We start from the raw sequence: 13,900 nt of genomic DNA, 5'->3' as shown, positions 1-13,900 counted from the left end.
TACATGAATTAGGAGGGTTACTATGCAGCAACAAAATATAAATATGCCCAATATGAACATGCAAAATCAACAATCAACCATGCAACAGCCTCCCGGAGTCGTGTCAACAAAGGATGCTCTTTATTTAACAGATATGATGTCTTGGAACTTGCTGTCTGCTAAGAAAGCAAACTTTTTTGCCGGGCAGTGTCAGGACCCTGAAATAAAAGCAGAAGCAGAAAAAGTCTGCCAAATGCATCAGCGCCACTATCAACAACTGCTAGGTCACTTAGGACAACACGCTAACCAACAACAGCCCTTAAATAATATGCAATAAAGAAACGACAAAAAAGGAGGATTCTTATCAATGAATCAACAGCAGAAGATTCAAAATCCTGAAACCCAAGTTCCAAAAACCCCGCAAATGAATGACCGTGATTTTATCAATGATTTATTAACAACAGAAAAATATATGACCACTTCTTACAGCATGGCCCTACATGAGGCAAGTCACGAAGGTTTGTATCAGGACATTATGAAAATCTTTTCTGAAACTCAAAACTGCCAGCGCGACCTTTATGATTTGATGTTTAAAAAAGGCTGGTATTCCATTGAAGCAGCCGATCAGCAAAAGCTGCAGCAATCGTATCAGCAGTTTCAAGGATATACGAACCAGCTTCCAACTGGCGGTACCCTGCAATAATAGTAAAAACCGGAGGCATCCATGCTTCCGGTTTTTATATGTAGTTTATTTTTGAGAAGAGCGGTGCTGTTCATTCATGACTTTAATTTCATTTATAATCTGCTTCATTTCTTCCTTTGCCTCCGGGTAAAGTCCATTCCAATGCTTGGCTAAAGCAGGCATTGATTTGGCGATATGAGTGTACAATGCCCACATCTTCACCTTCTCCTTCGTTTCCGCGGTGGATTCACCGACCAATAGTTCACTATACTTTTCAAGCAAAGCTTCGAACTGCTTCACAAATGTTTTCTCCATCATGACACCTTCTATCCTTAGCAATTTGGGTACATGGGCAGGTTTTGCAGCGTTTACCTGCTGGCAATTGATAGGTAAAACAACACGTTTTTCTTAGGCTTATCTCACTATCCCATTCTTCCAAATACGTCTTTTCAGCAAAGTACTTTTGCAGTGGATTTAAGTTGTAGCGGCCAAACAACTGCCCTTCTGCTTCTGAAATTAAGTAGCGGAAATCCTCAGCAACCTGCTCATTCTCTGTTAGTTCGCTTTCATAGAGCCAAAATAAGTAGACAGCAATATTTTCCCACAGGATTAACTTTGAAATCCCGAATGTTTTTTCCAGTTGTGAGATCAGCGGATAAATATTATTCGCAAATAGATCTTTAAAAACATTAGCCCGCCATTCCGAGCGGTCGTTGCCATCCCAGTCCTGTACGGTAACGTCCTTTAAAGAAATCCCTGGCAGCCAATCTTTCCCCTGTTCAGCTGATTCCATTTTTACATTATCCAACGATACATTTAGCTTTTTATTCAAAGCCGTCATGGCATAGAGCGACATCACGGCTAAAAAGGCATAGCGTTTAATAAAAATTGAAGCAGCGACCTTTTCAGAAGGGGCCCCAAGAGTATGGGATAAATTTTTCATAAATTCCTTTAGTAATGCCTCATCTAAGAGATCTGCAACATGGAATGAATGCTTTAAGCTGGGATTGAATCTGTATTTTTCTAATTGCTTATCCGCTGCCAATTTATCCATTCACCGCTACCGCCTTGTTAAGGATACATCTCCCTTTTCCATAAGGAATGCAGAGCGGTGTCCCAAACAACGGGTCCATCATTACCTCACAATCCATACCAAACACATTTTTTACCAGACTGCAATTGATGACATGTTCTGGTTTCCCTTGGTCATATACCTTCTGATCCTTGATAGCAACGATATTATGAGCATAGCGGCATGCCAGATTGAGATCGTGAAGCACCATAACAACTGTCCGCTTTTTCTTTTCATTCAGTTCAAATAGTAAATCGAGAATCTCGATTTGATGAGTCATATCCAGGTAAGTGGTTGGTTCGTCAAGGAGGATAACATCTGTATCCTGAGCCAGTGTCATCGCAATCCAGGCACGCTGTCTTTGCCCGCCTGAAAGTGAATCGACCGTTCTTTCTTTTAGGTCCTCTAATCGTGTAGCCTTAAGCGCATCATTGACCTTTTTTTCATCTTCCTCCGACCATTGTTTTAACCATGTTTGATGTGGATAGCGCCCTTGTTTAACAAGCTGAAGAACGGTTAAACCCTCAGGGGCAGAAGGTGATTGTGGTAAAATCGCCATTTTTTTCGCAATGTCCTTCGTGGACAGCTTGGCAATTGCTTTCCCTTCGAGCAATACAGCGCCAGACTTTGGCTTTAAGAGACGAGCAATTGAACGAAGCAGAGTGGATTTTCCGCAGCCATTCCCGCCAATAAACACGGTAATTTCACCCTTTGGAATCTTCAAATCTAATTCATCAATAATGAGAGTTTCTCCATAGGAAAGTGATAGATTCTTCGTTTCAATCGCATTCATCATCTGACAGCTCCTTTTATGAATTTCTCGTTTTAAAAAGCAAGTAAATAAAGTACGGTGCACCGATGCCAGCGGTGAACACACCTGCTGGAACCTCTAACGGGGAAAACATTGTTCTGCCAATTAAATCAGCGATCATGACAAGAATCCCGCCAATCAAGGCACTTGCTGGAAGCAATGCTCCAAACGATGAACCCACTAACCTTCTCGCCATATGCGGTGCCATTAAGCCAACAAATCCGATCCCCCCAGCAAAAGCAACCGAACCGCCAATCAATGCCGTGCTAATCATTAATAAGAGAAACCGTTGTTTTTGTACTTTGCCGCCTAAACCAGTAGCTACCTCATCACCGAGCTCTTGAATATTAATCGTCCTAGCTACTGCCAACGCAATAATCACGAAGATTACAGTCCACGGGACAAGAATGGCCACATTACTCCAATTGGATCCGTATACGGTTCCAGTAATCCAAATATTGGCTTGGCTCGCCTGATAAATCGGGCCCATTACCATTGTTAAAGTGGTGATTGCTTGCATTAAGGTGGAGATCCCAATCCCGATCAATACCAGCCTGATCGGTGATACACCATTTTTCCAAGCAAGGAAATACACTAAAAATCCGATCACTGTCGCACCTATAAATGCAGCTAAGGGCAGCCAAGCGATACTAACGGTTAAGGAATGATTCTTATCACTAAAAATGGCTAAAAAACTAACCACGGCAGCGGCCGCTCCGCCGGTAATCCCTAATACATCTGGAGAAGCAAGCGGATTGCGGATCATGCCTTGTAAAATGCCGCCAGCAATCGCTAAAGAAATACCAACCATTAAGGCAACAATAATTCTCGGGAGACGAAAAGAGGTAATAATCAGCTTTTCCAGCTCAGGACCGCCGCCGAATAAAACTTTTACCACGGTAAGTGGGTTTATTTTCATTTCACCGCTTCCCGTGCTAATTACAAAAACAAGGAAAGCAACTACTAGTAGAATGGTGAAAGTTAAAGTGGCTTTTCGATCCAATAAAAAGGACAATCTACCATTAAATAAACGGAAATTTTTATATTTACTCATCGTCCATTGAACCCCCTTCTTGCAATGTAAATAAAGAATGGAGTTCCAATGATGGCTGTCATGACACCAACAGGCACCTCAGACGGCATAAAAATGTACCTTGCAGCGATATCAGCGGCGATTAATAGGATCGCCCCAAACACACCCGAAAATGGGATGACCCATCGATGGTCAATCCCTACAATCGACCTGGTAATATGCGGGACAACAATTCCGACAAAACCAATTGGACCGGCAACAGCGACCGAACCGCCCGCCAATAAAATTACAATTACGCCAATCGCGATTTTGATAAGACCGGTGTTTAAACCAAGCCCCTTCGCAACATCTTCCCCCATGGACAAGATATTCATTTTGCCAGCAATTAGCACGGCACCAATCCAACCTATTCCAATATAAGGTAAAACAGAAACTAGTGTCTCTAATTTTCGGCCTTGGAAAGAGCCTGCCAGCCAAAACAATACCTGATCAAGCATGACCTCATCTAACACCAGCAAGCCCTGAGTAAAGGAGGAAAACATCGCTGACATCGCAGCCCCTGCCAATGTTAGTTTCATAGGTGTTAAACCCTCACGTCCAAAAGATCCGATCGTGTAAACACTTATGGCTGCAACTGCTGCTCCTATAAATGCTAGAACGCTAAACGCTTGTAAGCTATTTACAGAAAACACTGTCATCGCTACGACAACGGCAAACCCTCCACCGGCATTGATTCCAAATATTCCTGGTGACGCGAGTGGATTTTTCGTTAATGTTTGCATAAGGACACCGGCAATAGCCAGGCTAGCCCCGACGGCTGAAGCGATTAACGCTCTCGGCAGCCTTACGGTTTGAATAATAATATGTTCATTAGATCCGTTATTTTTAGTAAAGGCATCTATGGCTGTTTGCCAGCTGGTATCGGTATAACCATAAATGACACTGGCGCACATGGATAACACCATCACCAAGATGGCAATTAGTAAACCCATCCATTTTAAAGATGTACTTTTTAGAAGCATATGATGGAAACCTTTCTAACTTCTTAATAGTTTTTATTAATTTAAGTCTATCTCTAATTGATAATTAGTGTCAATGACTTTGAAAATCATTTTCAATTAAAGCGTTGACATATCGGTTCTACTCATTTTATGATTAGGTTGTCATTGAAAATGATTATCATTAACAACTATCTAAGGGGGCAACATAAACAATGAAGGCAATCAATACCATACTTACTCTGTTTTCTGTCATGACGATTTTCTTGTTAGCTGCGTGCGGCAGCACTGAAGAAAAATCGAGTAAAGAAACGAAAACTACTGAAGAAAAATCTTATACAGTAGAACATGCGATGGGTTCTACCACCATTAAAGGTACACCTAAAAAAGTCGTTATTCTTACAAACGAAGGAACTGAAGCGTTGCTAGCTTTAGGTGTGAAACCAGTGGGTGCTGTCCAATCTTGGCTTGGCGATCCATGGTACAATCATATTAAAAAGGAAATGGACGGCGTTGAAGTTGTTGGAGTTGAAAGTGAAGTAAACGTAGAGAAAATTGCTTCATTAAAACCTGATTTAATTATTGGAAACAAGCTGCGTCATGAAAAGGTGTATGACCAATTAAGTGCAATCGCTCCGACCGTTTTTTCCGAAACACTTAGAGGCGATTGGCAAGATAACTTTAAATTATATGCAAAAGCGTTAAATCTTGAAGAAAAAGGCAACCAAGTTTTAAGTGATTTTGATCAACACGTAGCAGATTTAAAAGGAAAACTCGGTGATAAAGTAAATCAACAAGTTTCTGTTGTTCGTTTTATGGCTGGTAAATCTCGTATTTATTACACAGATTCTTTTTCTGGTGTTATTTTCGATAAATTAGGCTTCAAGCGTGCAGCCCAGCAGGAAGCACTATTTACTCCTGATAATAAGCTTGGTTTACTTGCTGTAGAGGTTGGCAAAGAAGTCATTCCTAAAATGGATGGAGATCTTCTCTTCTACTTCACTTATGCGCCACAAGGTGATCAAGCTGCCTTAGATACTGCCAAAGAGTGGACAAACGATCCACTTTGGAAAAATTTAAATGCGGTTAAGAACGGCCATGTATATGAGGTAAGCGATGCAACATGGAATACTGCCGGCGGCGTTATGGCAGCAAATATCATGCTCGATGACCTAGAAAAAATCTTACTTAAGAAATAAGTACTTTTTGTAAAAATACTTTCCAGTATATAGTCGAAAAGAGCGAGGCTTGCCATGGCCTCGCTCTTTTTGTTTAGTTTATCGTTTTGAGTTGTGGGATTCCGCCGACTTTCTGGTTTATTCCGCTAAACTTAATCGGGATTCCGCCGTTTTCTCAATTTATTCCGCCAAACTTTTCCAGGATTCCGCCTACTCTAATAATTATTCCGCCAAACTGGATTTGGAGCGATTCAATACTCAGGTCTGGGTGGGAGCTCTAGATGGGATTCCGCCGACTGAACCGGTTTTCCCGCCAAGCAAAACCGGAATTCCGCCATTTCTTCAATTTTTTCCGCCAAACTGGATTTGGAACGATTCAATACTCAGGTCTGGGTGGGAGTTCTAGATGGGATTCCGCCGACTGAACCGGTTTTCCCGCCAAGCAAAACCGGATTTCCGCCGTTTCTTCAATTTTTTCCGCCAAACTTACCCAGGATTCCGCCGACTCTAATAATTATTCCGCCAAACCACCCAATTACCGCAATCTCCCCAAATTTCAAACTCACACAAAAAAAAGAGCGATACCGCTCGTCGCTCTTTTTCCTCTATATTATGCTGTTGTTGAGAACATGTATTTTTTATAATGATAACGGATTGAAAAAATTAAGCCGAGCCCTAACATGTTCCCCATCAACGCACTCCCGCCGTAACTGATAAATGGTAATGGAATACCTGTAATCGGCAGCACGCCAATGGTCATCCCGACATTTTGGAAGACGTGGAAGGTAATCATACTGATGACCCCGACGCAAATATAGGTATAAAAATTATTCTTTGTCTCCATTCCAACCTTGGTTATATGGTAAACCAATAAGAAGAACAAACTGATTAATACACTTGCACCAATGAAGCCATATTCTTCGCCGACGACACTAAAAATAAAGTCTGTTTGGCTTTCCGGCAAGTAGACTTCGCGGTTTCCAAATCCTTTACCACCCGTCTGCCCTGATCCAATCGCCAGCAGGGATTTGGTCAACTGATAGGCATCCGAGCCTTGGTAGCTATAGGGATCGAGCCATGAGTAGATCCGACGGAGCTGATACTCGCCAACTCCAAGGTACTTTTCAAGTAAATCTGGATTCCATAATACAAAATAAAAAATCGTCCCAACAAGTGCAATCCCCGCGGAAAATAGTGGGGTCAGAAGTTTCCATGATATCCCTGAAATAAAAATCATACCAATCATAATAGCTAGGAATACAAGCGCTGTCCCTAAGTCCTGCTTAATGATAAGAGCTAGCGGGGCCATCGTGACAATCCCCATCTTAACTAACAGCCAGAAATCGGTTTGCATCGTTTTGATCTGGTTCTTTTGATGATGATCTTCAATTACGCGTGCAAGACCCAGAATAATGAAGATTTTAACAAACTCGGATGGCTGGATTGTTCCCACTCCAGGTATTTTAAACCAGTTCTTCGCTCCATTAATGACAGGTGCAATACTCTCCGGCGCTACAATTAAAAATCCAAGCATAAGAATTCCAAACCCATAAGCATACCAGGTTAGCTTTCGTAATTGGTCCGAATCAAGGGTCATAACACCAGTAATAATCCCACTGCCCACCGCATACCAAAAAATCTGCTTGATTAGGAAGTTCTCCTTGTATTGTCCGCTCGCCTGTGCACTATAGATCGCTAAACAGCTTGCAAGAAACAGTAAAATCAATATAAAAACAAGATTATAATCAAGTTTTGAAGTTTTATTATTTGAAGTCATATAGGTTCCACCTTACTAAGAAATGCTACATCCTTCATTATATTTTTATTATCGACAAATCACAACTTCTAAACCATGAATGGTTTGATTTACCTAGAAAGTCCTACTCAATAAAATAAATTCGCTTCAACTCTCCTGCCATCCGCTCTAAATTACTTGGCACCTGAGGAATTCCGTAGCCAATATAAAGAGGAGTGGTCACAAAGCGAGATACTACTTTGGCATAGATTTTATTTTCAATATGATGGAAAAACAGATTGTAGCTCGTTGCTTTGAATGGAAAGTTGTTCAGGATATAATGAACAGCTATTTGAAGGTAATCTGAAAACTTTTCCTGGTAACTGGAATCATCCATTTCAATATTAAACTCATAAAAACCAACACGCGGCTTTGTCGACAACGTAAAACGAACCCCTTCCTCTTCGGCAATCACAATCCCCTCAAACATCTCATGGGTTACCTTTTCTCTATAATCAATATCATCTAGTCCAATGATTTGCATATGGGGATGAGAGAGCGTACCTCCGGATAATGGTCCATGGTTTTTGAAGAAAATCACCGATTGATATCGGCCTGTTTCCTCCATGGCTAACCAATGCTTGATGCCAAACCTCATCAATTTATGTAAATGCTCTTTTGGGTAGGTTGATAATTCACCATGACAATCATCTGTTTCGATTAACACCGTTTGAAAGGTATGTTCTAAAACTGGATATTTATTTTTCAAAAGAATAATCGGTTCGTCCACAGCGATGAGGTTGGTCAGTTGTTCTCTTTCGCAAAATGGACAGGCTTGGTCTTTATTTCGTATATTCTCTGGCTTTTGAACACCAATAGACGTATTAAAATGTAGATGTGAATTTTCCAATTACGTTTCTCCTCTCGAACGAGTATACTTCTATTTTATGGGAGAATGCCTCCCAATTGCACTTATTTTGTTTACTCCACAAATATATTTTCATTGACCAATTTGGTAACAGAATCCTAAATTAGAGGGGAATTTCATTAAATAGATAATTTTAGCATATCTATTAATTGTACAGGCATATCATTTCTTGAGATTGTGAGGGTAATTATGTTAACAAAATTAGAGGCATTTATTCTTGGGATTATTCAAGGTTTAACGGAGTTCTTACCAATTAGCAGTACAGGCCATCTATATTTAGGAAGGAATTTATTCGGTTTGCAGGAAGCTGGGCTCTTGCTCGATACCATGCTTCATGTTGGCACATTGTTGGCTGTTTTTGTATTTTATAAGGATGAATTTATAAAAATTATCAAAAATCCGTTTAGTAAGTTAACTTTTTTGTTGGTGGTTGGGACGATCCCAGCGGTAGTCTTTGGACTTGCGTTTAAGGATTATATTGATGAAATTTCGAAAACAGGAGTGACGATTGGCTGGGAGTTTTTGATTACGGGAATTTTCTTGTGGGTTGCTGATTCCGTGAAAAATGGCTATAAAAAAATGGATGAGATTAGCTATAAGGATGCCCTCATCATCGGTACTTTTCAGGCTGTCGCGATTATGCCGGCGATTTCTCGTTCCGGGATGACAATCGTTGCGGCACTTTGGCGAAAATTAGACCGTGAAACGGCAGCGTATTTTTCCTTCTTATTATCTACCCCGGCGATTGTAGGCGCGATTGTCTTGCAAACCAAGGATTTACTCGGCGGTCAAGGGGAAGAAATCTCCTTGTCGGCACTGCTCGTTGGTATTGTTGCTTCTGCCATCTTTGGGTATGTTGCTGTTAAATGGATGATCGGCTATTTAAAAAATCACTCCTTAAAACCATTTGCAATTTATGTTTGGGCACTTGGAGTGCTAGTGTTAGTTTTCCAATTTACAGGTAAATTTTAGTTAGGTAAGGTTCAGAAAAATAGTTTCGCAAACAAAAGTACCGGTTTCGCAAACAAAAGTACCGGTTTCGCAAACAAAAGTACCGGTTTCGCAAACAAAAGTGCTGGTTTCGCAAACAAAGGACCTCGTTTCGCAAACAAAAATGGGTTTTCCACAAATAGGATGAGAACTCATGCGATATTTATAAAAAAACAACTAAAAAGCGACTCGACAGCACTCGAGTCGCTCCTTTTTATAATGTAACAGGCAGTTTTGCCATTATTCTTGCTGCTTCTGCGGCTTGTTCCTTCGCTTTTGCCATAATTTCTGGAATCTGTTTTGGAAAATGGTCCATTCCTTCTGCAACAACGGTTTCTAATCTCTCAAAACCAAGGAATTCAAATACTTTCTGTAAGTAACGGTCGCCCATTTCGAATTCCATCATTGGACCTGTTGAATAAATTCCGCCGCGTGTTTGAATATGAATCGCTTTTCTGCCAGAAAGAAGTCCTTTAGGACCTTCTGGTGTGTTGGTAAACGTTTTTTCAACAATAAATAAGTTATCAATATACTTCTTTAAAATCGATGGTGCACCGAGATTCCAAACTGGTGTCACAAACACATAATAATCTGCCGCAATAAAATTATCAGCTAGCGCATGCATTTTTTCTAATTTTGTTAGTTCTGCTTCAGATAGCTGCTCTTTCGTATAACCCATAAACGATAATTTTGCCCGAGCATATAAAAGGTCCATATCGATCTCAGGGATTTCCATGTCGTATAAGTGCAGGCGCTCAATCTCCACATCTGGCTGTTCCTTTTTGAACTCTTCTAAAAATACTTCCCCGATTTGCATCCCTTTTGAAAGTTTTATATCATTCTTTGGATTTGCCGTAATATATAGAAGCTTTGACATATAGATCCCCTTTCTTTACTTCACATTTTCTCTTCTATCCCTATAGTACATTAAACCTCATTGTTCACGAATGAACAATCCGTGAAGTTTGTGAAAGAACTGTGAAAACTACTATTTGGTTTTGAACAATTCATGACAATTCCAAACAAACCTTAACGAAACTTAACAAAACTTAACAAAAGTCACATTTAGTGTGCTATTCTTTTTTTAAAATAAAAGATGGAAAAACGGAGGATGACTTATGGAAGAAAAGGCATATACTCCCGATGAAGTGGCCCAACTCTTTCAAATCTCAAAACATACCGTTTATGAGCTGATTAAAAGAGGTGAGCTGCAAGCATTTAAGATTGGTAACAAAATGAGAATTGAACATGAGGAGCTGGAGCGATTTAAAGAGAATACCAAAGCTCCTGCGAAAAAAAGTCCCACTGAACCAACAGGGATTCCTAGTAATCCTGCCCAATCAATCAGATTATCTGGCAGTCACGACTTTCTCGTCGAACATTTCGCGAAACATGCAGCAACTGCCCTAAACTTGCAAATGCAGCCTTCATACATTGGCAGCTTGGAAGGATTAATGATGTTATACCGAGGCCAATGTGATATTGCAGCCATTCATCTATTGGACCCAAACTCACAGGAATATAATCTGCCCTTCATTCATCAACTGTTTGTTTATGAATCGATTTTGGTGCTACGATTGGCCGCAAGACAACAAGGCTTTATTGTCGCGAAAGGCAATCCGAAGAACATTCTCAATTTTCCTGATCTGGTGAGAAATGATGTTCAATTTGTTAATCGCCAAAAAGGGGCAGGAACACGATTTTTACTAGATTCAAAGCTTTCCAGTTACGGAATAACTCCTAATAAAATTAATGGATATAGCAATGAAGAATGGAACCATTTATCTGCCGCTTCCTACATAAGCAGAGGCATGGCTGATGTGGCCTTTGGTATTCAGTCGGCAGCCAGCCATTTAGGACTTGACTTCATCCCTGTAGCAAAAGAACATTTTGACCTGGTTTTCCGCTTTAACGCTGAAAATAAACAAAGCTTAACATACCTCGTTCAGTATTTACAATCTGCTAGTTTCATAGAAAGTTTAACGGATCTAGAAGGATACGATATTTCTGAATTAGGTAAAATCACCTATCAAACTAGTCAAACGGAGGAAACAACCACATGGTAAAGAATCGTTATCTTGCCTTCCTATTCGCAATGTTGCTATTAGTTTTAGCAGCCTGCGGAAATACTGACACCAAAGATTCAGCAGAAAAAGTGAAAAAAGAAGAACCTAAAGCAGCACCCACTGAAATGATCCTGGCTACAACGACAAGTACACAGGACAGCGGCTTATTAGATGTACTATTACCAATGTTTGAAAAACAATACAATGTAAAAGTTAAACCCATTGCCGTAGGTACTGGCCAAGCCTTAGAAATGGGTACAAAAGGTGAAGCAGACGCCCTTCTTGTACATGCTCCAGCAGCTGAAAAAGCAGTTGTCGATGCAGGTGATGCGATTAACTACAAGCGAGTAATGTACAATGATTTTATTTTAGTAGGACCAAAGGAAAATCCAGCTGGTGTCAGCGGTGACGACATTAACGCGGCTTTCAAAAAATTAGCTGAAGCTAAAGCTACGTTTGTTTCTCGCGGTGATGACTCTGGCACACACAAAAAGGAACTTGGGATATGGGATGCAAATGCCATTAAACCAGCAGGTGAATGGTATGTATCAACAGGCCAAGGCATGGGTCAAACATTACAAGTGGCCGCTGAGAAAAAAGGTTATGTCTTAACTGACCGTGCTACTTGGCTGGCCCAAGAGAAAAATTTAGACACCCTTCAAATCGTAGTTGAAGGCGGCAAGGATTTAATGAATATCTATCATGTTATGCAAGTAAATCCTGAAAAACACGACAAAATTAATAGCAAAGATGCTGAAAAATTTGTAGAATTTATGGTAGATCCGAAAACACAAGATGTGATTGAAGAATTCGGTAAGAAAGAATTTGGTCAATCCTTATTCAAAAAATATACAGAATAGTTGACATGGAGGCCCTTTTTTAAGGGTCCTTCTGTTTATGCAGCGTCAGAAAATCCTGGAGGCAGTTTAGATGGAATTACTCATTGATGGACTAAAAAAAGCAATTGAAATGATTCTTTCTGGTGATCCTGAGGTATTTGCAATTACCTGGCTCACTCTTAAAGTTTGTCTGATTTCCATTCTGATTAGTACCCTGATAGGATTGCCACTAGGTATTTTTCTTGGATTAACTAGATTCAGAGGGCGCAGGATTCTATTGTTGTTTATCAATATTGGTTTAGGTCTGCCACCTGTCGTTGCGGGACTGTGGATTACCATGCTGTTATGGCGCTCAGGCCCGTTAGGTGACCTAACCCTGCTCTATTCTCCAACAGCGATTATCATGGCACAAATACTTGTTAGTTTGCCGATCGTCACGAGCTTGACCTGTTCCGCCTTTCAACAAATCAGTGATAAAATGCTTCTCCAGATTAAAGCACTTGGCGCAACAAAGCTGCAGACACTAATGATTCTGATCAAGCAATTGAAAATCGCGATATTGGCGGCAATTATGGCTGGCTTTGGCCGGGTCATTGCTGAGGTTGGCGCCGCAATGATGGTCGGCGGTAATATCCAAGGTGACACGCGCATCTTAACAACAACGATTGTGATGGAGGTTTCAAAGGGGAACTTTGATATTGCGTTAGCTCTATCATTTATTTTATTATCGGTTGCCCTGTTGATTACGGCAGCATTAACATACTTACAGCAAAGGAAGCGAATTTCATGAGCCCTTTACTAGAGTTGAAAAAGGTAACCTTTCAAACGGAGAACAAAACGATTCTTGATATTCCTAAATTCCAGATTCAGACTGGCGAGTTTCTCGGCATAATGGGACCCAATGGTGCTGGGAAAAGTACGCTGCTAAAGGTGCTGGCCTTTCTTGATCAACAAACGAGTGGCGAAATTCTTTACCGAGGACAGGTCATTCCTAAAGGAAATGCTCCGCTTGAATTACGAAGGAAATTCTCGATTGCTCTCCAACAGTCCTTACTATTAGATGGAACCGTTTTTCATAACATTGCGATTGGCTTAACCTTACGAAAGGTACCTAAATCTGTGATTAAGGAGAAAGTGGAGCAATGGATGGAAGTGTTTGGCGTCAGTCATCTTGCGAAAAAAAACGCCCTATATTTATCCGGCGGCGAGGCACAACGGGTCAACTTAGCACGGGCGATGATTGTTGAACCAGAGATTCTATTTCTCGATGAACCTTTTTCTGCACTAGACTTCCCCACAAAAATAAGGTTAATGGAAGATTTCAAGCAAATTATAGAAGAGGCCAAAACAACGGCGGTCTTTGTCAGCCATGATTTGATGGAAATTAATTATCTCACATCACAGCTTGTAATCGTCGTAAATGGTGAAGTGAAACAAGTAGGATCAACCCCACGTGTCCTTGAACAACCGAATTCCTCCACTGCATCTTTCCTAAACGAATGGAAAAAGTTTTACCCCGTTGCCCGTTAATTGGCCGTTCCTGTTCGGAACTGCTTTTTTCTTTTTCAAATAGGAATTAGACAGAAGGC

At 40.7% G+C, this 13,900-nt stretch carries 16 protein-coding genes; 8 read left to right on the top strand and 8 right to left on the bottom strand.

The features are described 5' to 3' along the window. The first annotated feature begins 22 nt into the window (after positions 1–22). A complete protein-coding gene (locus ACJ004_RS10320) occupies positions 23–316 on the top strand; it encodes a hypothetical protein (RefSeq protein WP_410892834.1) in 294 nt (97 codons plus the stop codon). A gap of 30 nt (positions 317–346) precedes the next feature. Continuing rightward, on the top strand, positions 347–682 hold the full coding sequence (locus ACJ004_RS10315) for a spore coat protein (RefSeq protein ID WP_410892833.1): 336 nt from the start codon (positions 347–349) through the stop codon (positions 680–682). A gap of 45 nt (positions 683–727) precedes the next feature. Here ACJ004_RS10315 and ACJ004_RS10310 read toward each other — a convergent pair whose 3' ends face one another. The 5 genes from ACJ004_RS10310 to ACJ004_RS10290 are packed head-to-tail and all read right to left on the bottom strand — an operon-like array spanning position 728 to position 4,599. Further along, positions 728–976, bottom strand: a complete 249-nt coding sequence (locus ACJ004_RS10310; protein ID WP_410892832.1) for a DUF2573 family protein — start codon at positions 974–976, stop codon at positions 728–730. Beyond that, positions 936–1,715 (bottom strand): siderophore-iron reductase FhuF, encoded by a 780-nt coding sequence (fhuF, locus tag ACJ004_RS10305; RefSeq protein WP_410892831.1) that lies wholly within the window; start codon positions 1,713–1,715, stop codon positions 936–938. The genes ACJ004_RS10310 and fhuF overlap by 41 nt, the downstream gene beginning before the upstream one ends. Then, entirely contained in the window at positions 1,708–2,526 is an 819-nt protein-coding gene (locus tag ACJ004_RS10300; RefSeq protein WP_410892830.1) for an ABC transporter ATP-binding protein, read from the bottom strand. Before ACJ004_RS10300 ends, fhuF begins: the two co-directional genes overlap by 8 nt. 16 nt (positions 2,527–2,542) lie before the next feature. Next, the gene (locus tag ACJ004_RS10295; protein ID WP_410892829.1) at positions 2,543–3,598 is read right to left on the bottom strand and encodes a FecCD family ABC transporter permease; all 1,056 of its coding nucleotides are present in this window, start codon (positions 3,596–3,598) and stop codon (positions 2,543–2,545) included. Further along, positions 3,595–4,599: a FecCD family ABC transporter permease gene (locus ACJ004_RS10290; protein WP_410892828.1), complete on the bottom strand. Its 1,005-nt coding sequence runs from the start codon at positions 4,597–4,599 to the stop codon at positions 3,595–3,597. Before ACJ004_RS10290 ends, ACJ004_RS10295 begins: the two co-directional genes overlap by 4 nt. A 191-nt stretch (positions 4,600–4,790) precedes the next feature. Between ACJ004_RS10290 and ACJ004_RS10285 the strand changes: the two genes are divergently transcribed. Continuing rightward, entirely contained in the window at positions 4,791–5,774 is a 984-nt protein-coding gene (locus tag ACJ004_RS10285; RefSeq protein ID WP_410892827.1) for an ABC transporter substrate-binding protein, read from the top strand. 589 nt (positions 5,775–6,363) lie between these two features. Here the strand turns inward: ACJ004_RS10285 and ACJ004_RS10280 are convergent. Together ACJ004_RS10280 and ACJ004_RS10275 are read right to left on the bottom strand one after the other, a co-directional pair. Next, positions 6,364–7,530: an FtsW/RodA/SpoVE family cell cycle protein gene (locus ACJ004_RS10280; RefSeq protein ID WP_410892826.1), complete on the bottom strand. Its 1,167-nt coding sequence runs from the start codon at positions 7,528–7,530 to the stop codon at positions 6,364–6,366. A 103-nt stretch (positions 7,531–7,633) separates the two neighbouring features. Continuing rightward, entirely contained in the window at positions 7,634–8,398 is a 765-nt protein-coding gene (locus ACJ004_RS10275) for a DUF4931 domain-containing protein (RefSeq protein WP_410892825.1), read from the bottom strand. Positions 8,399–8,605: 207 nt separating this feature from the next. On the opposite strand from ACJ004_RS10275, the gene ACJ004_RS10270 reads away from it, so the two are divergent. Then, positions 8,606–9,388 carry an undecaprenyl-diphosphate phosphatase gene (locus ACJ004_RS10270; protein ID WP_410892824.1) on the top strand — a complete coding sequence of 261 codons (783 nt, stop codon included), beginning with the start codon at positions 8,606–8,608 and terminating at the stop codon, positions 9,386–9,388. Between the two features lie 232 nt (positions 9,389–9,620). Here the strand turns inward: ACJ004_RS10270 and ACJ004_RS10265 are convergent, their stop codons facing one another. Further along, entirely contained in the window at positions 9,621–10,283 is a 663-nt protein-coding gene (locus ACJ004_RS10265) for an FMN-dependent NADH-azoreductase (protein WP_410892823.1), read from the bottom strand. Between the two features lie 241 nt (positions 10,284–10,524). Between ACJ004_RS10265 and ACJ004_RS10260 the strand changes: the two genes are divergently transcribed. The 4 genes from ACJ004_RS10260 to ACJ004_RS10245 all read left to right on the top strand — a co-directional run bounded on the left by ACJ004_RS10260 (position 10,525) and on the right by ACJ004_RS10245 (position 13,841). Beyond that, complete coding sequence (locus ACJ004_RS10260) at positions 10,525–11,472, top strand: substrate-binding domain-containing protein (RefSeq protein ID WP_410892822.1); 948 nt, start codon at positions 10,525–10,527, stop codon at positions 11,470–11,472. After that, the gene (locus ACJ004_RS10255; RefSeq protein ID WP_410892821.1) at positions 11,466–12,332 is read left to right on the top strand and encodes an ABC transporter substrate-binding protein; all 867 of its coding nucleotides are present in this window, start codon (positions 11,466–11,468) and stop codon (positions 12,330–12,332) included. Before ACJ004_RS10260 ends, ACJ004_RS10255 begins: the two co-directional genes overlap by 7 nt. Positions 12,333–12,402: 70 nt before the next feature. Next, the gene (locus ACJ004_RS10250) at positions 12,403–13,101 is read left to right on the top strand and encodes an ABC transporter permease (RefSeq protein WP_410892820.1); all 699 of its coding nucleotides are present in this window, start codon (positions 12,403–12,405) and stop codon (positions 13,099–13,101) included. Beyond that, positions 13,098–13,841, top strand: a complete 744-nt coding sequence (locus ACJ004_RS10245; RefSeq protein WP_410892819.1) for an ABC transporter ATP-binding protein — start codon at positions 13,098–13,100, stop codon at positions 13,839–13,841. Before ACJ004_RS10250 ends, ACJ004_RS10245 begins: the two co-directional genes overlap by 4 nt. The last annotated feature ends 59 nt before the right edge of the window (positions 13,842–13,900 follow it).

The sequence above is a fragment of the Neobacillus sp. 204 genome (genome assembly GCF_046562815.1).
Lineage (GTDB): Bacteria > Bacillota > Bacilli > Bacillales > Cytobacillaceae > Neobacillus.
The sequence above is the reverse complement of the archived record's forward strand: the minus strand, read 5'-3'. Positions and strand labels throughout refer to the sequence as shown.